This is a genomic window from Arthrobacter sp. Cza30 (assembly GCF_059090765.1).
Genome location: NZ_JBNHGA010000010.1, coordinates 188,507 through 206,274, shown reverse-complemented (window position 1 = coordinate 206,274; position 17,768 = coordinate 188,507). Strand labels below are relative to the sequence as shown.

The following is a 17,768-nucleotide window of genomic DNA, read 5'->3' as shown; positions in this document are numbered from 1 at the left end:
GGCACACGCCTGGGTATTCCCAATGTCATGGCATCCAACCCCCGCAACCACGTTGCCGCGGAGTCGATCGCCGGACACGCCGAAGCAGCCGGCGGGCAGCTGTCCGACTGGCCGAGCGAGCCCGGCCTCGGCGCGACGAACGATCCCGCCCTGGTCAAGGAGTTCGCACAGATCGCGGCCCGTGAATGGCGGGCAGTCGGTATCCACAAGGGATACATGTACATGGCCGACGTGGCGACCGAGCCTCGATGGACCCGGGCGAACGGGACCTTCGGCGAAGACGCCGACCTCGCGTCCGACATGATCTCCGCGGTCGTCGAGGGGTTCCAAGGCGAAGATCTCGGGCCGACGAGCGTAGCTCTGACGACGAAGCACTTCCCGGGCGGTGGGCCCCGAGTCGAGGGCACGGACCCGCACTTCGAGTGGGGGCAGACCAATGAGTACCCGACGGCCGGCAGCCTCTTCGAGTACCACCTTCCGCCGTTCCGCGCGGCGATCGAGGCCGGCACCAGCTCGATCATGCCCTACTACGCGCGGCCGGAGAACGATGGCACCGCCGAACAGCTGCCGCAGCACCTGTGGTTCAGCCCAACCCAGCAGTTCGAGGAGGTCGGCATGGCCTTCAACGAGCGGATGATCACCGGTCTCCTTCGAGAGGAGCTCGGCTTCCAGGGATACGTCAACTCCGACACCGGCGCGGTCGGCAGTGAGAACTGGGGGGTCAAGGACCTCACGCTAGCGGAGCAGTACGCGAAGGCTATCAACGCGGGGACCAACATGTTCTCGGGTGGGGCCGACCCGACCGAGGTAGTCAACGCCGTCAACACGGGGCTTGTCGCCGAATCCAAGATCGACACGTCCGTTTCGTTCCTGCTGGCGGAGATCTTCGACCTCGGGCTCTTCGAGGACCCCTACACCGACCCCGCCGAAGCTCAGGCCATCGGCGACAGCGTCGAGTCCCAGGCTCGCGCGAACGAGGCTCACCGCAAGTCGCTCGTGCTGCTGCGCAACGGCGGCGCCGAGCAGTGGGCATCGGCACCGCTGCCCATCACGGCGGCGGAGGAGTCGGACGTCAAGCTGTACATCGAGGTCTTCCGCCGCGACCAGCAGGCCGAGCAGACCACGGCGGTCCGCCAGTCCGTCGCCGAGCTGTGGCCCGAGGTCGAGCTCGTCGACAACCCGGCACAAGCGACCCATTCGCTGCTTTGGGTCGTGCCTTCGCTCGCTTGGAATCGTGACGACACGCTCGGCAGCCCGCCGTCGGTCGTGCTTGGCCTCAACGAGGACACCCGCATCGATGTCGACCGGATCAATGCGGTTCAGTCCCAGGTCGACACGAACATCGTCGTGCTGAACGCCACCAATCCGTGGCTGATCGACAACATCGAGGCCCAGGCGGACGCGATCGTCACTTCGTTCAATACGCGCACCGACGCCCTGCTCGGCCTCGTGCGCGGTGAATTCGACCCGAGCGGCAAGCTGCCGTGGGGTCTGCCGAAGGACCTCGGCGCCGTCCAGCAGAATGCCTCGGACGTCCCCTCCTATGCAGAGACGTTCGAGTACGACTTCGTCGACGCCGCCGGCAATGAATACGCCTTCGGCTATGGACTGAAGTACTCGACGACCGAGGTCTCGAACACCGGTCGGGCATTCACCGCCACGGTCTCGCCGTGGACGGAAGGGGCGGAGGTTCCCACTGGCACTGTGCAGTTCTTCCTCAACGGGCAGCCGGTCGGCGAAGCCATCACGTTGAAGAGCGGGACCGCGAAGTTGGCCATCCCTGCCAGCCTCGGAGTCGGCACCGTCACCGTCGAGTACAGCGGCGACGGCGCGTTCGCCAGCAGCACCGGAGTGGGAACCGCAACGCGCGGGAACAAGTAGCGGGGAACGACGGGCCGTGCGGTGACGCGCACGGCCCGTCTCCTTGGCGCACTCGTAGCTCATCGCCGCGCGGTGCGGACCGCCCTGCGACGAAACGAGCGAGACACGGTCAGGGAAGCCGTGTCAGCGGTAGTTGATGAACTGGAGATCGACGTCGAGGTCGGCGGCCTTGAGCAGACGCTGCACCTCCTGCAGGTCGTCGCGGCTCTTGGACTGCACCCGCAGCTCGTCGCCCTGGATCTGCGACTTGACCGACTTCGGCCCCTCGTCGCGGATGATCTTGCTGATCTTCTTGGCGTCCTCGGACGAGATGCCGTTCTTCAGTGTGGAGGTGATCCGGTACTCCTTGCCGCTGGCCACCGGGTCGCCGGATTCGAGGCTCTTCAGCGAGATCCCGCGCTTGATGAGCTTGGACTGGAACACGTCCAGCACGGCCTTGGCGCGCTCCTCGGAGCTCGCCTTGATGAGGATCGCCTCGCCGCTCCACTCGATCGAGGCGCCGGTGCCTTTGAAGTCGTAGCGCTGCTCGACCTCCTTGCGCGCTTGATTCAGCGCGTTGTCGGCCTCCTGGTGGTCGACCTTGCTGACGATGTCAAAACTCGAGTCCGCCATGGTCGGAGTCTATCGAGCCGATCCGCCAGGCGGCATCCCGAGGTGGGCCGCGACGTGCCGTCGGCACCATGCAAGCGGTTCCACACCAGTGCCGATCATCACGGCGGGATATCGATCGCTTCGGCGAGTTGCCAGAACCTGCAGTGGCGAGTAACAATGTAAGCGCTTGCAGTCATCGGCGAGCATCCGCAGCCTTCCGCGTCGAAGGCTGCGAAGCACCCGCACTCAGAGAGGCACACACCAATGAAGGTGAACAAGAGGAGGATCGCCGCTTTCGGCGCGATCGCCGCGGTTTCGTCCCTGACTCTCGTCGGCTGCGCCGGCGGCGGAGGCGGTGACAACGGGGGAGACTCGCAGGAGTCCGCCGGGTCGATCACCGTGTGGGTCGACGCCGACCGTGCGGACGTCCTGGAGCAGGCGGCTGAGGACTTCACCGCGGACAGCGGCGTCGAGGTCGAGCTGGTTCAGAAGGAGTTCGGCGAGATCCGCGACCAGTTCGTGCAGCAGGTGCCGACCGGCGAGGGCCCCGACATCGCGGTGGGCGCCCATGACTGGCTGGGCGTGCTGGTCAGCAACGGCGTCGTGGCGCCCGTCGAGCTCGGCGACAGCGCGGGCGACTTCGAGCAGGTCGCCATCGACGCGTGGAGCTACGAGGGCCAGACGTACGGCGTGCCGTACGCGATCGAGAACATCGCACTGCTGCGCAACACCGACCTCGTCCCCGAGGCGCCGACCAGCTACGACGACATGATCGCGAAGGGCCAGGCCGCGGGTACGGAATACGCGCTCCTGGTGGGGCTCGACCCGGAGGCCGCGGACCCGTACCACCTCTACCCGTTCCAGACCTCTTTCGGCGCCCCCGTGTTCGGCACCAACGAAGACGGCAGCTACAACGCCGAGGACCTGCAGATCGGCAACGAGGGCGGCCAGGCGTTCGCCACGTGGCTGGCTTCGCAGGGCGCAGCCGGCACGGGCGTCTTCAACACCAACATCACCGGCGAGCTGGCGACCGAGAACTTCAACGCCGGCAAGGCGCCGTTCTTCCTCACCGGCCCGTGGAACGTCCCGGCGGCTGAGGAGGCCGGCATCAACATCGCCGTCGACCCCATCCCCTCGGCCGGTGGCGGCGAGGCTCAGCCGTTCGCAGGCGTCCAGGGCTTCTTCCTGAGCGCCGAGAGCGAGAACCGACTCGCGGCCAACGAGTTCCTCACCAATTACATCGGCAGCGAGGAAGTCCAGACGGCACTGTACGAGGTGGGTGGCCGTGCTCCCGCACTCACTGCCGCATTCGAGGCGGCTGTGGCGGCCGACCCGATCACCGCGGGCTTCGGCGAGGTCGGCGCCAACGCCGTCCCGATGCCGAGCATCCCCGAGATGGGGGCCGTGTGGCAGTTCTGGGGTGTGACCGAGGCGGCGATCATCAACGGTCAGGGCGGCGACCCGGTCGCGCTGTGGACCAAGATGGCCTCCGACATCCAGGCGGAGATCGGAAAGTAGCACGCTGATGCGGGCGCGGGGCGGCATCCTCGGGTGTCGCCCCGCACCCCGTCCCGCCATACGATGCGACCGGAGGGTAGCCGATGACGATGCCGACCATGGATGACCGCGACGCCGCGGCCGAACCGAAACCGACTCCGCGCGCGGCCCGCGCAGCGCGGCTGGCCGAAGCCGCCGGCGGCGGCTGGAAGGTCGTGCTGCTGAAGATCGTGGCCCTGGGCATCGTCGATGCGCTGGCGGTCTACTCGACCCTCGTGCTCGTCCAGAGCGAGCAGTGGGTGCCCGCGGCCGTCGTGCTCGCCGTCACGGCTTTCGCCAACTGGATCTACTTCAGCCGCGGGCACCTTCCCGGGAAGTACCTGGTCCCGGGGCTGATCTTCCTCTTCGTGTTCCAGATCTTCGCGGCCGGCTACACCGGCTACATCGCCTTCACGAACTACGGCACCGGCCACAACAGCACGAAGGAGAGCGCGATCAACGCGCTCATGCTGTCGGCGCAGGAGCGGGTGGAGGATTCGCCCGCCTACGAGCTGACCATCGTGGAGCAGCTGGGCGAGTTCTCGTTCCTCGTCACCGATCCCGATGGCGACGTGCAGCTGGGCGGCGTCGAGCGGCCGCTCGAGCCGGTCGACAACGCCGAGATGGATGGCGGCAAGGCCGTCTCCGTGCCCGGCTACAACACTCTCGGGTTCGCGCAGATCGTCGCCAATCAGGAGACGATCGCCGACATGTCGGTGCCGCTCAGCGACGATCCGAACGACGGCGCACTGCGCACGCCCGATGGCTCGGTGGCGTACGTGTACGTGTCGAACCTGGTCTACGACGAGGCCGCCGACACGATGACCGACACGCGGACGGGCGTGGTCTACTCCGACATCGGAACCGGAGCGTTCACCGCCGAGGACGGCACCGAGCTGCTTCCCGGCTGGCAGATCTGGGTCGGGGGTGACAACTTCGCGCGGGCGTTCGCCGAGGAGTCCATCCGCGCGCCGTTCTTCACGGTGCTCATCTGGACGTTCGTCTTCGCATTCCTCTCGGTCGCGACCACGTTCGTGCTGGGACTGTTCCTGGCCATCGTGTTCAACGACCCGCGGATGAAGTCCAAGAAGTACTACCGGGTCATCATGATCCTGCCCTACGCGTTCCCGGGGTTCCTGTCGGCCCTGGTATGGGCCGGCATGATGAATCAGGAGTTCGGCTTCCTCAACGTGGTGCTGTTCGGCGGCGCCGACGTGCCGTGGCTCACGAACGAGTGGCTGGCGAAATTCAGCATCATCCTGGTGAACCTGTGGCTGGGATTCCCCTATATGTTCCTCATCTGCACCGGCGCCCTGCAGGCCATCCCGGACGACCTCCAGGAGGCGGCGCGCGTCGACGGTGCGAGCGCATGGCAGGTGTTCCGCAACATCAAGCTCCCGCTGCTGTTCGTGGCCGTCGCTCCGCTGCTCATCGCATCGTTCGCCTACAACTTCAACAACTTCAGCCTGATCTACATGCTCACCGGCGGAGGTCCGCGCGACGTCACGGCCGATGTCAACGTCGGTGCCACCGACATCCTCATCACGATGGTCTACAAGGTCGCGTTCGTCGGATCGACGTCCGACTACGGCTTGGCCAGCGCGTTCTCGATCATCATCTTCCTGCTCGTCGGCACGATCTCGGTGATCGCGTTCCGACGCACCAAGGCACTCGAGGAGCTGAACTGACATGAGCACCCTGCAGCCCGGTGCGTCCGCCGCACGCGACCTCCTCGACCGCGATCCCGACCACGGCGCGCTCACCAGCACGTCGACGATCGTCACCGGCGACGCCGGGGCGCGCGGCGCCGGCAAGGAGCCGCGCCGCCCCTTCAAGCGCTACTTCCGCGAGACCGGCTGGCGCCACATCGTCGGCATCGTCGTCGCCGTCTTCGCCCTCTTCCCGCTGCTGTACGTGCTCTCGGCGTCGCTCAACCCGGGCGGCACCCTGCTGACCGCGAACGCGCTGTTCTCGAACGTCGACATCTCCAGCTACGTCGACCTGTTCCGGATGCCGAACCACCCGTACGGCGCATGGTTCCTCAACACGCTGGTGATCGGCCTGGTCACGGCGGCTGGGACCGTGCTGCTGGGCGCGCTCGCGGCCTATGCCTTCTCGCGCATGCGATTCACCGGGCGCCGCTTCGGACTGACGACACTGCTCGTGGTGCAGATGTTCCCGCAGATGCTGGCGATGGTGGCGATCTTCCTGCTCATGGTCGCCATCGGCGACATCTTCCCGAGCATCGGATTGAACAGCCGCATCGGCCTGATCATGGTGTACCTCGGCGGCGCGCTCGGCGTGAACACGTACCTCATGTACGGGTTCTTCAACACCGTGCCGTCCTCGATCGATGAGGCGGCCAAGATCGACGGTGCGGGGCACGCCCGGATCTTCTTCACCATCATCCTGCGACTCGTCGCGCCGATCCTCGCGGTGGTCGGGCTGCTTTCGTTCATCGGCACGTCGAGCGAGTTCGTGCTGGCGAGCGTGATCCTCATCGATCCCGAGAATCAGACCCTCGCCGTCGGCCTGTACCGGTTCATCTCGGACGAGTTCTCCAAGAACTGGAGCGTCTTCGCGGCCGGTGCCGTCCTGGCGGCCATCCTCCCTGTGGGTCTCTTCCTCGCACTGCAGCGCTACATCGTGGGCGGACTGACCGCCGGCAGCGTGAAGTGACGGATGCCGCTCGGCAGATCCGGCCGTACCGCGGCACCGCACGTATAACTGAAGAACAATCCAGGGGCTCTGTCATGGCGCACGCCGTGCAACCACGTCGCATCCATCTCGCAACGTAGGCGGCACCGCCGTCTGTCTCATGGAAGGCCTCAGATGACCGCGCTTCTTCCGCACCACGACGGCTCGCCGCTGTACGTGTCCGACTCCGCACCCGCGCTCGGCGACATCGTGCTCGTGCGCCTGAGGGTGCCCTCCGGGTATGGGCCGCTCGCGGCGGTCCGCACCCGGTCGAATCCCGACCACGAACCGGAATGGACGGATGCCGCCCGCGTCGGAGCGGCCGACGGCTGGGACTGGTGGGAGGCCCCCGTCGCCGTGCGCAACCCGCGCCACGGCTACCGCTGGATGCTGCAGCATGAGGACGGCACCGTCGAGTGGCTCAACCAGACCGGGCTTCACCGCATCGAGACGCTGGATGCCGAGGATTTCGCGCTGGTGGCGCACCCGGCGCCGCCGTCCTGGCTCTACGACGCCGTGATGTACCAGGTGTTCCCCGACCGCTTCGCGCGCTCGGCGCAGGCCGATGGCCGCGAGAGGCCGGAGTGGGCGATCCCCACCGCGTGGGATGAGCCCGTGGATCCCGTGATGCCCGGGCGCTCGCAGCAGCTCTACGGTGGCGACCTCGACGGCATCACCGAGAAGCTGGACCACCTGGTCGATCTCGGTGTCAACCTCCTGTACCTGACCCCGATCTTCCCGGCGGCATCCAACCACCGCTACGACGCCTCGAGCTTCGACCGCGTGGATCCGCTCCTGGGCGGCGACGACGCCTACATCCGGCTGGTCCAGGCCGCCCATGCGCGCGGCATCCGCGTCATCGGCGACCTGACGAGCAACCACTCCGGGGACCGCCACGAGTGGTTCCAGGCGGCGCTCGGGCACCCCGGCGCACCGGAGGAGGAGTTCTACTACTTCACCGACCCCGATAACACCGAGTACGTCTCGTGGCTCGGCACGCCGACCCTCCCGAAGTTCAACTGGGCGTCGGAGGAGCTGCGCCGCCGGTTCATCAGCGGACCCGACTCGGTCGTGGCGAAGTGGCTCAAGCCGCCGTACAACGCCGACGGGTGGCGCATCGATGTCGCGAACATGACCGGACGCCTTGGCGAGGTCGACCTCAACGCCGAGGTCCGGCAGCTGCTGCGCCGCTCCATGATCGACATCAACCCCGACACCATCCTCCTCGGCGAGTCGACCAACGACGCGGCAAGCGATCTTCAGGGGGACGGCTGGCACGGGGCGATGACGTACCCCTCCTTCACCCGGCCCCTCTGGGGCTGGCTCTCCGAACCGACCGGTGAGCCGTATCTCACGGGGGAGGGCGAGCAGCGGACCGAGCCGTGGTTCTTCGGTCAGCCCATCGGCGGGATCCCTCGCTACACGGCGCGGCAGTTCGTCGACGCCGTCGTGCGCTTCACCGGCAGCATCCCGTGGCGCGTGCGTCTGGGGAACATGCAGCCCCTCGACACGCACGACACCGCGCGGTTCGCAACGAACGCCGGCCCCGGCACGATCCCTGTCGCGGTCGGGCTCATGCTCACGCTCCCGGGCATGCCGGTGGTGTTCGCCGGCGACGAGTTCGGCCTCACGGGCGCGGACGGCGAGGCGAGCCGCACGCCGATGCCGTGGGGCACCGAGTCGGAGCCGGAGGTCGCCGAGCGCCTGCGCCTGTACCGCGACGCCATCGCGCTGCGGCGCGCGCATCCTGTGCTGGCCACCGGAGGCCTGCGGTGGCTTCATGTCGACGACGACACCGTGGTGTTCGTGCGTGAGGCGGCAGACGAATGCGTCCTGGTGGTTGCGAGCAAGGGCGACGCGGACGCGGTGATCCCCGCCGGCGCGCTGCCGGACGCGGACGCTGCGGAGGCGGTGTTCGGCGACGCGACGCTCGCAGTCGCCACGGACGGTTCCGTGCTGCTGTCGGCGGACGGCCCCGCCTTCGCTGCCTGGACGTTGCCCGGCGTCGCAGCGCCTGCCGCTCACGTGCCGGTCGATGAGGTCGAATCGGCGCACCACGTCGCGACCGCCGAGGCACTCACACCCGCCGAAGAGGTGGCGGCACGGTGACGTCGCCGGAACGGTTCGCGACGCTCAGCGCCGGCCTCGCCGCCGCCGTGCGTGAACGAGACGGGCTGATCGGCCTCGTGCTGCTCGGGTCCGCATCCGACGAGGCCGCGCAACGCCGCGACGAGTGGTCCGATCACGACTTCTTCGCCATCACCGCGGCGGGCCGGGGCGCCGAGATCCGGCCCGACCTGTCATGGCTGCCCGACCATGACCGGCTCGTGCTGACGGCGCGGGAGGGCGAGATCGGCTTCGCGGCCGTCTACGACGACGGGCACGTGTTCGAGTTCGCGTTCTCGGATGCCGCCGAACTGGATGGCGCCATCGCCGGAGAGGCGACCGTCGTCGTCGACGACGACGCGGGGACCACCGCGACGCTCCTGGCGCGGTCGCGTGCTCGGGCGGCGGCCGCGGATCGCTTCGACCCCGCGAACGACGTGCGCCTCGTCCTGGTGAAGCTCCTCATCGGCGTCGGTCGGATCCGTCGGGGCGAGGTGCTCAACGGCGGCTTCTTCATCCGGCAGTGGGCGGTGCAGCTGCTGGTGCGGGCCATCCGCGGGCGCTTCGTCGAAGGCTCCACGTCCCACCGCGACACGATCGATCCGGTCAGGCGTTTCGAACGAGACTTCCCCGAGTGGGGCGCGCGCATCGCGGCCTCGCTGGAGCGCCCGGTCGAGGATGCCGCGCTCGAGCTCTTCTCGCTGACGCGCGAGATCCTGGAGCCGGGATGGGACGAGTTCCCGACGCGTGCCGCCGACGCGGTGGCGCGCAGGCTGGGCTGGTGACCGCCGCGACGAGGGGTGCCGTCACCGCGTGACGGCGACGGCCCAGCGGAACGCGTTGCGCAGCAGGTAGCCGCCCTCCGGAGTGCGGAACGGAGCGGCGGCTGCCACGACGACGGGGTGCAGCTCAGCCATCGTGGCGGCGTCTTCGCCGAGGAGGATGCCTCGCACCAGCGCTGTATCGTCCGGAGCGCGCCAGGGGACGTCCACGATGCCCGACGAGCGCACGTCGAGCCCGGCGTCCCGCATCGCGGCCTCGATGCCGCCCTCCGGCCGCAGCGGGCCATCGGAAAGCTGCGCCTCCTCGAGCGCCGCCGCCACGGCACGCTCGATCACATCGATGTCGTTGCGTGAGGCCTCCGCCCAGTTCGCGATGCCGATGCGCCCGCCGGGCGCGAGCACGCGGGCGAACTCCCGCAACGCGGCCGTGGTGTCGTCGGCGAACTGCAGGGCGTTCACGGCGGTCACCACGTCGAACACGTCGGCTTCGAACGGCAGGTCCTCGGCGTCGGCCTGCACGACCGAGGCATGGACGGATGCCGCGGCCACCATCGCCGGGGCCGGATCGGCGCCGGTGGGCTCGGCGCCGGTCGCGCGGATGCGCGCGAGGAACTCGCCGCTGCCGCATCCCACGTCCAAGACGCGGACACCCGGACCGACGCGGCACCGGACGAGCAGCTCGTCCTGCGCGGGCGCCGCGAAAGCGCCCCAGGACTCCGCCCAGCCCAGGGCGACGGCCGACCAGCCCGACACATCGGCTCCGTCCACCATGCCGCCACCTTATCGAGGCCTCCGACACGCGCCCGGTCCGCGCCGTGCGGCGGCCGCCCTCGTCGCCGGCGCCCCGGCCCGCGTGCGGCGAAGGCTTCGTAGACTGAGTCGGCGAGGAGGTGTCATGCGCCCGCTGACCGAGGAAGACGTCCGCTCGACATTCGTCAACGCGTCGCCTGACGAGCTTCGGCTCGTGTCCCTGCCCGCCGACTTCATGCTCACCGATTGGGATCACCTGGATTTCTTCGCGTGGCGCGATCCGCGCACGAGAGGGCGCGGGTACGTCATCGCCGAGGTCGAGGGGGAGCCGACCGGTGTCGTGCTGCGCGCGGCAGACGGCAGCTCGCGCGCGCGTGCGGCGATGTGCAACCTGTGCCACACCATGCAGCCGGCCGATCAGGTCGTGCTGTACACCGCGCGCAAGGCCGGCGACGCCGGCGCGCACGGCGACAGCGTCGGCACGTACATCTGCGCAGATCTGTCGTGCCATGAGAACGTGCGCCTGGCCGCCCCGCTCGCGCCGAACGAGGTGAGGGCGAGCGTCGACCGCAAGATCGACGGCACGCGGCGCCGCACCGAGGCCTTCGTGGGTCGCGTGCTCGAGGTCGAGAGCGTCCGGCGATGACGGTCGTCGTGGTGGGCGATGCGCTCATCGACGAGCTGCGCGACGACCGTGGCGTCCGCGAGTTCGTCGGGGGCGCCGCACTCAACGTCGCGGTAGGCCTGTCCCGGCTCGGCGTGGCCGCCACCCTCATCGCCACCGTCGGCGACGACGAGCCTGCTTCCCGCATCCGCCAGTACCTCGCCGATTACGGTGTCGAGCTCGTCGCGACCCCCTCGCTGCTGGGAACCGCGCGCGCGGTGAGCACGCGCAGCGGAGGCGGTGAGCCGACGTACGAGTTCAACGAGGCGGCGAAGCAGCGGCGGATCCGCTTCGGCGAGCGCGAGCGGGAAGCGATGGCGAAGGCCGATCTGGTCGCGGTGAGCTGCTTCGCCTTCGATGACGACGAGCAGACCGCCGAGCTGGCGGAGGCGGTCGCTGCGGCGGGCGTCCCCGTCGCGGTCGACCCCAACCCGCGCACCGGGATGCTGCGCGACCGTGACGCGTTCGTGCGCGGCTTCGAGCGGCTCGCCTCGCGGGCGACCCTGGTCAAGGTGGGCGAGGACGACGCGACGCTGCTGTACCGAGAGCGCCTCGATGCGCTGCGCGCGCGTCTGATCGACCTCGGAGCCGAGGCGGTCCTCGCGACCGAGGGGGCCGCCGGGGCGACCATCGAGGCGGGCGGGACCGTGGTGACGGAGCCCATCTCGGATCTTCCCGGCCGCATCGTCGACACGATGGGCGCCGGAGATGCCGCGTTCGCCGCGGCGCTGGCCGCGCTCGTCGACGCGACCCCGGCGGGGCACGACGAGTGGCAGGGGGTGCTGCGCTCGGCGATGGACATGGCCGCGGCCACCTGCCGGTTCGAGGGAGCGCTGCTGCGGACGCCCAGCGCGCTGACAGGACGGGATCACGACACTCTCGGAACCTGATCTCCGACGTCCCGCGGCCCCGTCCGGCTGGATTTCGACCACCGGCGGGAACAGCGTAAGATGAATGATCGCGCCTCCGGTCGACTGTAAAAGCCGGGCGGGTGCGCACTCGGCGAGTTACCCAAGCGGCCAAAGGGATCTGACTGTAAATCAGCCGGCATAGCCTTCGGGGGTTCGAATCCCTCACTCGCCACCGATGTCCGAGGGGCTCCGCGTCAGCGGGGCCCCTCGGACGTTTCGAGCGCTGCGCGCTTCGGACGGACACGTCGGGTTACTGTGTCACCATGAGCTGGACCGCGACCGGAAGCCTCACCGCACAGCCCGCGCTGCGGCATCCCGAGCTGCTCGCCGCGCCCGTGGCGACGGCGCTCGCACGCCTCGCCCCCGACCTCGCCGCCACGGTGGGTGTGGCCGCGATCGACACCGGCCTCGCCGACACGGCCGCGTTCTGCGAACACTACGGCGTCGCGCCGGATGCCTCCGCCAATTGCGTCGTCGTCAAGGGCAAGCGCGGCGGCGACGTGCGCTACGCCGCGTGCATGGTGCTCGCCACGACCCGGGCGGACGTCAACGGGGTCGTGCGTCGGCGTCTGGATGTGAGATCGGCGTCCTTCGCTCCCATGGACGAAGCCGTCGAGCTGACAGGCATGGAGTACGGCGGCATCACGCCGATCGGTCTGCCGGGGACGTGGCCGATCCTGGTCGACGCGGCCGTCGCGGCAGCGCCCGAGGTCGTCATCGGCGGGGGAGTCCGCGGCAGCAAGCTGTTCCTGCCGGGCGCCGCCTTGGCCGCGCTCGCGGGCGCCGAGGTCGTCGAGGGCCTCGGCCGCACTGCCTGAACGTCATCCTGCCTGCGAGTCGGAGACGATCCGCCCGCCCTGCAACCGCACGACGCGGTCGGCCCGCGCGATCATGTCGTCGTCGTGGCTGACGCAGACCACGGCCGCCCCACGGGCTGCCTCGTCCCTGATCGCTTCATGGATGCGCCCGCTGCTGTCAGCGTCCAGGCCTGACGTCGGCTCGTCCAGCAGCAGCAGATCGGCGGTGCGAGCCAGCGCCTGCGCGAGGAGCGTGCGCTGCCGCTGTCCGCCCGAGAGCGATTGGAAGGGTGCGCGGCGCAGCGCGCCGAGGGCGAGCCTGTCGATGGCGTCGTCCACGGCGCGCCGCGATGCGGCGCCGACGCGACGCCAGCGGCCGACCGTCCCCCACGCGCCGAGCAGGACGACGTCGTGCACCGTCATCGGCAGGCGCCCGGGGATCGCTGCGCTCTGCGGCACGAACGCCGTGGACGCCGCCGCGATCATGACGTGACCGGCGGCGGGCGCCCGTGTCCTCGCGAGGACCTCGAGAAGGGTGGACTTGCCCGAACCGTTGGGGCCCACGATGACCGTCGACCAGCCCGCCGGAATGTCCACGTGCACCTGTCGCAGGGCCGGGTGGCCGGCGAAGTCGACGTCGACGCCGACGAGCGACGCGGAGGTCTGAGCAGCAATTCGACCGGAGTTCACGGATGCCACTGTACTGATTTTGAGAATCGTTATCAATAACGGTACGGTCGTGGCTCGTGACCTGGCTCCTCGAACCCTTCGCGCTCGACTTCGTGCAGCGCGCGCTCGCCGGCGGCGCGCTCGTCGCGGTGCTCTGCGGGATCGTCGGCACGTGGGTCGTGGTCCGGGGCATGGCGTTCTTCGGCGAGGCGCTCGCGCACGGCATGCTTCCCGGCGTCGCACTGGCGACCGTCACCGGAGCGCCGGTCCTCCTCGGCGCCGCCGCGAGCGCCATCGCCATGAGCGCCGGCATCGGAGCGCTCCAGCGCCGCGGACGCCTCTCCTACGACACCAGCATCGGGATGCTGTTCGTCGCCATGCTGGCACTCGGGGTGATCGTCATCTCGCATTCGCAGTCCTTCGCCACCGACGCGTCGGCGATCCTCTTCGGCGACATCCTGGCGATCTCCGCCGGTGACCTGCTGACCCTCTGCGTGGCGACGGCGACCGGCGTCGGATGCGCCGTCGTCTTCCACCGCTCGCTGGTCGCCCTCGCGGTGGATCCCCGCATCGCCGCCGTCCTCGGTCTCGGTCCCCGGCTCGCACAGGTCGTGCTCGTCGGCCTGGTCACGATCACCGTGACCGCCTCGTACCAGGCGGTCGGGTCGCTGCTGGTCGTAGGTCTCCTCATCGCCCCGGCCGTCGCCGCGGGTCATTGGACCCGGCGTCTGCCGACCACGATGCTCCTCGCCGCCGTCATCGGGGTCGTCGCGGTCGTCGGCGGGCTCGTCGTCTCATGGCACGCCGGCACCGCGGCGGGGGCCTCCATCGCGCTCGCCGCCGTGGTGTGCGCCGCAGCATCCTGGGCGGCGCGGGCCGGACTCGACCGCGTCCGCTCGCGAGCCGTCCGAGGAGGCGCCGAGGTCAACCGGCGCGCCCACGGCGAACCTCGCCCGACTCTCGAAAGGACATCGTGACCCTTCGCTCCCGCTTCCTGCTCGCACCTCTCGCCGCGCTCGCGGTCGGCCTGAGCGGCTGCGCGCCCGCGTCGGAGCCCGAGCCCGGCGATTCCCCAGACGCCGAGGGTCATGGCCGCATCGAGGGCGCCGTCGAGACGAGCGAGCCGCAGCTGGGCCTGCTGACCATCGACCCCGAGGGCGTCGTGCGGCACCTCGACCTCCTGGACGAGTCGCTCGCCGAGCTCGGTGCCGTTCCCTCGCCCGCCCGCGTCGCCTCGGACGGAAGGTACGTCCTGGCCGCCGATGAGACCGGCGTCTGGATCATCGACAGCGGCCGGTGGACGTGGGACCACGTGGACCACTTCCACTACTACCGCGCCGAGCCTCGCCTGCTGGGAAGCGTCGCCGGAAGCGGCGTGGCCACGTTGGCGACCACCCTCTCCTCGACCACCGGCGGCACCGGCTTGTTCTTCCCGGACTCGGGCGACGCGGTGCTGCTCGACACCGCGGCGCTGTCGCGGGGCGAGCTCGTGGAGCGCTTCCGCGTCGCCGTCGGCGCGCACGACGGATTGGCCGTGCCAATCGGGGAGTTCGCGCTGGTCACCAAGCCGCAGGCGGGAGCGGCCGCGTCCGTGGCGGTCTACGACGCCGAGGGCGCGCCGGTGCCGGGCGCCGAGGCGGAGTGCATGGACGCGAGCGGCACGGCGTCCACCCGCGTGGGCGCGGTCATCGGATGCCGCGACGGCGCGCTGCTGGCGACCATCGCCGAGGGCGTCGTCCAGCTGGACCGCATCCCCTACCCGCCGGACGCGTCGGCGCCGGCAGCCACCGCGTTCTCGGGGCGCGAGGGGCGGCCCACCATCGCCGGGCTGGCGGGGGACGCCGGCGTCTGGCTGCTGGACACGCGGGAGCGCTCGTGGACCCTGCTGCCGTCGCCGGCGCCGCTGACCGCGGTGACGGCCGTCGACGACGAGGCCGGTCATGTCGTGGCCCTCGCGAGCGACGGTCGGGTTCTCGTGCTCGAGGGACGCAGCGGGAGCGTTCTCGCCGCGACCACGTCGCTCGTGGCCGATCCCGCCGGCGTCGACGGGAGCCCGGCGGCCCTCATCGCCGACCAGCACCGCGCGTATCTGAACGCTCCCGCCGAGCGCCGGCTCTTCGAGATCGACTTCGCCGACGGCGGGCGCATCGCGCGTGTGTTCGAGACCGCCACGCCGCCGGCCTTCTTCGCGGGGACCGGACGATGAGGCGTCGTGTGACGAGCGCCGCGCTCGCGCTCGTCCTCGTCGGGCTCGGCGCCGCGTTGCCGGCGTGCGCGGTGAGCGAGGCAGACGAACCGCTCGTGGTGGTCTCCACGAACATCCTCGGAGACGTGGTCGCCGAGATCGTCGGGGGCGAGGCGGATGTGATGACGCTGATGCGGCCCAACGCCGATCCCCACTCGTTCCAGATCTCCGCTCAGGAGGCGGCGCGCATGCGGTCGGCCGATCTGGTCGTCTCCAACGGGCTGGGCCTCGAAGAGGGGCTGCAGCAGCACCTCGATGCGGTCGCCGCGGACGGGGCGCCGTCGTTCGTCGCCGGTGACGTCGTCGACGTGCTGTCATACAGCGAGGGAGATGCGGCAGGAACGCCCGACCCGCACTTCTGGACGGACCCGGGCCGCATGATCGACGTCGTCGACGCCCTCGTCCCCGTCCTCCAGCGGCTCCCGGGGGTGGACGGGGGCGCCATCTCGGCGCAGGCCGACGCGTATCGCGATCAGCTGCGTGCACTGGACAACGAGATGGCGGAGGCCTTCGCGAGCATCCCGGAGCAGCAGCGCGCGCTCGTGACGAATCACCACGTGTTCGGCTATCTCGCCGACCGCTACGACTTCGACATCGTCGGCGCCGTGGTTCCCGGCGGCACGACGCTCGCGGCCCCGAGCGCCTCGGATCTCGCCGACCTCGTCACCGCGATCGAGACCACCGGCGTGCCGGCGATTTTCGCCGAGTCGTCGTCGCCTGATCGGCTCGTGCGCGCGCTCGCCGCCGAGGCGGATGTCCACGTCGAGGTGATCGAGCTGTACACCGAGTCGCTCACCGAGCCGGACGGCGGCGCGGGCGACTACCTGACCATGATGCGCGTGAACACCGTGCGCATCGCCACCGGGCTCTCGTCGTGAGCGCCCACGCAAGAAAGAGGAACAACCACATGCGCACTCGCATCCCGCGGCGCGCCGGCCTGATCGCCGTCGCCGCCGGTGCTGCCCTGACGCTCGCAGCATGCTCGTCCACCCCCGCGTCATCCGCGGGGGCGGGATCCCCGTCGTCGTCCCCGGACGCCGCGGGACCCCGCGTCGCCGTGTCCTATGAGGGCGGCATCGTCGTCCTCGACGGCGACACCCTTCAGACGGTCGCGGACCTGGACTCGGAGGAGTTCACGCGGCTGAACCCCGTCGGCGACGGCCGTCATGTGCTCGTGACGATGAGCGCCGGCTTCCAGGTGCTCGACACGGCAGCCGGCAGCACCGAGGACGCCGAGCTCACCGACCTGGTGTTCGAGGCCGATGCTCCAGGCCACGTCGTCCGCCACGGCGGCAAGACGATCCTGTACGCCGACGGCACGAGCGACACCACCATCTTCGACACCGACGCGCTCGTGTCCTCGGGTGACGAGCTGCCCGAGACCGAGACCGTGCCCGGTGTCGAGGCCCACCACGGCGTGTCCGTCGTGCTCGAAGACGGCACCTTCCTCACCACGGTCGGCGACGCCGACGGTCGCACGGGCATCGAGGTCCGCGACCCGGCCGGGGAGGTCGTCGCGACCAGCGATCAGTGCCCGGGCGTGCACGGCGAGGGCACCGCGGCAGACGAGGCGGTCGTCTTCGGCTGCGAGAACGGCGCGCTGCTCTACCACGACGGCGAGATCGTCAAGCTGGACGCGCCCGATCAGCCCTACGGCCGCATGGGCAACGCCTACGTCAGTGAGACGAGCCCGCTCGTCGTCGGCGACTACAAGAACGATCCGGACGCGGAGGGGTACCTGCTGAAGGCTGTCACCGTGATCGACACCGCGGCGCGCACGCTCGAGGTCGTCGAGCTGCCCGAAGGCGTGGAGTACACGTTCCGCGACATCGCGCGCGGCCCGGGGGATCTCGCCTACATCCTCGCCAGCGACGGCTCGATCCACGTGTTCGACCCGCAGAGCCGGGAGATCACGGACTCGTTCCCGGTCGTGGCGCCGTGGGAGAGTCCCGTCGAATGGCAGGACCCCCACCCGGCGATCGTCGTCGACGGTGACATCGCCTACGTCACCGAGCCCGCCGAGAACCGGATCCACGCGGTGGATCTGACCTCCGGCGAGGTCGTCACCTCCACCACGCTGGAGGTCACGCCGAACGAGATCGCGGTCGCGGCCGGCTGAACGAAGGGGAAGCACGGGCG

At 69.8% G+C, this 17,768-nt stretch carries 16 protein-coding genes and 1 tRNA gene; 14 read left to right on the top strand and 3 right to left on the bottom strand.

Annotated elements, in window-relative coordinates:
- On the top strand, positions 1-1,881 hold a 1,881-nt coding region (locus AC5RVZ_RS28910; protein ID WP_494069069.1), incomplete at its 5' end, for a glycoside hydrolase family 3 N-terminal domain-containing protein.
- Between the two features lie 123 nt (positions 1,882-2,004).
- Here AC5RVZ_RS28910 and AC5RVZ_RS28905 read toward each other — a convergent pair.
- Positions 2,005-2,493, bottom strand: a complete 489-nt coding sequence (locus AC5RVZ_RS28905; RefSeq protein ID WP_494069068.1) for a YajQ family cyclic di-GMP-binding protein — start codon at positions 2,491-2,493, stop codon at positions 2,005-2,007.
- 243 nt (positions 2,494-2,736) lie between these two features.
- Here AC5RVZ_RS28905 and AC5RVZ_RS28900 point away from each other — a divergent pair, with 243 nt between their 5' ends.
- The 5 genes from AC5RVZ_RS28900 to AC5RVZ_RS28880 all read left to right on the top strand — a co-directional run bounded on the left by AC5RVZ_RS28900 (position 2,737) and on the right by AC5RVZ_RS28880 (position 9,596).
- Complete coding sequence (locus AC5RVZ_RS28900; RefSeq protein WP_494069067.1) at positions 2,737-3,990, top strand: sugar ABC transporter substrate-binding protein; 1,254 nt, start codon at positions 2,737-2,739, stop codon at positions 3,988-3,990.
- Positions 3,991-4,073: 83 nt separating this feature from the next.
- On the top strand, positions 4,074-5,696 hold the full coding sequence (locus AC5RVZ_RS28895) for an ABC transporter permease subunit (RefSeq protein ID WP_494069066.1): 1,623 nt from the start codon (positions 4,074-4,076) through the stop codon (positions 5,694-5,696).
- Position 5,697: 1 nt separating this feature from the next.
- Entirely contained in the window at positions 5,698-6,687 is a 990-nt protein-coding gene (locus AC5RVZ_RS28890) for a sugar ABC transporter permease (RefSeq protein ID WP_494069065.1), read from the top strand.
- Positions 6,688-6,840: 153 nt separating this feature from the next.
- A complete protein-coding gene (locus tag AC5RVZ_RS28885; RefSeq protein ID WP_494069064.1) occupies positions 6,841-8,814 on the top strand; it encodes a glycoside hydrolase family 13 protein in 1,974 nt (657 codons plus the stop codon).
- Positions 8,811-9,596 (top strand): hypothetical protein, encoded by a 786-nt coding sequence (locus AC5RVZ_RS28880; protein WP_494069063.1) that lies wholly within the window; start codon positions 8,811-8,813, stop codon positions 9,594-9,596. The genes AC5RVZ_RS28885 and AC5RVZ_RS28880 overlap by 4 nt, the downstream gene beginning before the upstream one ends.
- A gap of 21 nt (positions 9,597-9,617) precedes the next feature.
- On the opposite strand, the gene AC5RVZ_RS28875 is transcribed toward AC5RVZ_RS28880, so the two are convergent.
- Positions 9,618-10,364, bottom strand: a complete 747-nt coding sequence (locus AC5RVZ_RS28875; protein ID WP_494069062.1) for a class I SAM-dependent methyltransferase — start codon at positions 10,362-10,364, stop codon at positions 9,618-9,620.
- Between the two features lie 124 nt (positions 10,365-10,488).
- On the opposite strand from AC5RVZ_RS28875, the gene AC5RVZ_RS28870 reads away from it, so the two are divergent.
- From AC5RVZ_RS28870 to AC5RVZ_RS28855, 4 genes are all read left to right on the top strand, one after another.
- Positions 10,489-10,989, top strand: coding sequence for an FBP domain-containing protein (locus AC5RVZ_RS28870; RefSeq protein ID WP_494069061.1), 501 nt, complete (start codon positions 10,489-10,491; stop codon positions 10,987-10,989).
- Positions 10,986-11,897, top strand: coding sequence for a PfkB family carbohydrate kinase (locus AC5RVZ_RS28865; protein WP_494069060.1), 912 nt, complete (start codon positions 10,986-10,988; stop codon positions 11,895-11,897). The genes AC5RVZ_RS28870 and AC5RVZ_RS28865 overlap by 4 nt, the downstream gene beginning before the upstream one ends.
- A 111-nt stretch (positions 11,898-12,008) precedes the next feature.
- Positions 12,009-12,090: transfer RNA gene (locus tag AC5RVZ_RS28860), tRNA-Tyr, on the top strand.
- A gap of 91 nt (positions 12,091-12,181) precedes the next feature.
- Positions 12,182-12,736 carry a YbaK/EbsC family protein gene (locus tag AC5RVZ_RS28855; RefSeq protein WP_494069059.1) on the top strand — a complete coding sequence of 185 codons (555 nt, stop codon included), beginning with the start codon at positions 12,182-12,184 and terminating at the stop codon, positions 12,734-12,736.
- A gap of 3 nt (positions 12,737-12,739) precedes the next feature.
- Here the strand turns inward: AC5RVZ_RS28855 and aztA are convergent, their stop codons facing one another.
- Positions 12,740-13,405 (bottom strand): zinc ABC transporter ATP-binding protein AztA, encoded by a 666-nt coding sequence (gene aztA / locus AC5RVZ_RS28850; RefSeq protein ID WP_494069058.1) that lies wholly within the window; start codon positions 13,403-13,405, stop codon positions 12,740-12,742.
- Positions 13,406-13,461: 56 nt separating this feature from the next.
- Between aztA and aztB the strand changes: the two genes are divergently transcribed.
- The 4 genes from aztB to aztD are packed head-to-tail and all read left to right on the top strand — an operon-like array spanning position 13,462 to position 17,748.
- Positions 13,462-14,361 carry a zinc ABC transporter permease AztB gene (aztB, locus tag AC5RVZ_RS28845; protein WP_494069057.1) on the top strand — a complete coding sequence of 300 codons (900 nt, stop codon included), beginning with the start codon at positions 13,462-13,464 and terminating at the stop codon, positions 14,359-14,361.
- The gene (locus tag AC5RVZ_RS28840; RefSeq protein WP_494069056.1) at positions 14,358-15,590 is read left to right on the top strand and encodes an ABC transporter; all 1,233 of its coding nucleotides are present in this window, start codon (positions 14,358-14,360) and stop codon (positions 15,588-15,590) included. The genes aztB and AC5RVZ_RS28840 overlap by 4 nt, the downstream gene beginning before the upstream one ends.
- Positions 15,587-16,507, top strand: coding sequence for a zinc ABC transporter substrate-binding protein AztC (aztC, locus tag AC5RVZ_RS28835; protein WP_494069055.1), 921 nt, complete (start codon positions 15,587-15,589; stop codon positions 16,505-16,507). Before AC5RVZ_RS28840 ends, aztC begins: the two co-directional genes overlap by 4 nt.
- A 29-nt stretch (positions 16,508-16,536) precedes the next feature.
- Entirely contained in the window at positions 16,537-17,748 is a 1,212-nt protein-coding gene (gene aztD, locus AC5RVZ_RS28830; RefSeq protein WP_494069054.1) for a zinc metallochaperone AztD, read from the top strand.
- Positions 17,749-17,768: the final 20 nt, after the last annotated feature.

Excerpts from the sequence above, each read along its gene's own strand:
- AC5RVZ_RS28905 (WP_494069068.1), bottom strand. The coding sequence starts at position 2,493 with ATGGCGGACTCGAGTTTTGACATCGTCAGCAAGGTCGACCACCAGGAG.
- AC5RVZ_RS28900 (WP_494069067.1), top strand. The coding sequence starts at position 2,737 with ATGAAGGTGAACAAGAGGAGGATCGCCGCTTTCGGCGCGATCGCCGCG.
- AC5RVZ_RS28895 (WP_494069066.1), top strand. The coding sequence starts at position 4,074 with ATGACGATGCCGACCATGGATGACCGCGACGCCGCGGCCGAACCGAAA.
- AC5RVZ_RS28890 (WP_494069065.1), top strand. The coding sequence starts at position 5,698 with ATGAGCACCCTGCAGCCCGGTGCGTCCGCCGCACGCGACCTCCTCGAC.
- AC5RVZ_RS28885 (WP_494069064.1), top strand. The coding sequence starts at position 6,841 with ATGACCGCGCTTCTTCCGCACCACGACGGCTCGCCGCTGTACGTGTCC.
- AC5RVZ_RS28875 (WP_494069062.1), bottom strand. The coding sequence starts at position 10,364 with ATGGTGGACGGAGCCGATGTGTCGGGCTGGTCGGCCGTCGCCCTGGGC.
- AC5RVZ_RS28870 (WP_494069061.1), top strand. The coding sequence starts at position 10,489 with ATGCGCCCGCTGACCGAGGAAGACGTCCGCTCGACATTCGTCAACGCG.
- AC5RVZ_RS28865 (WP_494069060.1), top strand. The coding sequence starts at position 10,986 with ATGACGGTCGTCGTGGTGGGCGATGCGCTCATCGACGAGCTGCGCGAC.
- AC5RVZ_RS28855 (WP_494069059.1), top strand. The coding sequence starts at position 12,182 with ATGAGCTGGACCGCGACCGGAAGCCTCACCGCACAGCCCGCGCTGCGG.
- aztC (WP_494069055.1), top strand. The coding sequence starts at position 15,587 with ATGAGGCGTCGTGTGACGAGCGCCGCGCTCGCGCTCGTCCTCGTCGGG.
- aztD (WP_494069054.1), top strand. The coding sequence starts at position 16,537 with ATGCGCACTCGCATCCCGCGGCGCGCCGGCCTGATCGCCGTCGCCGCC.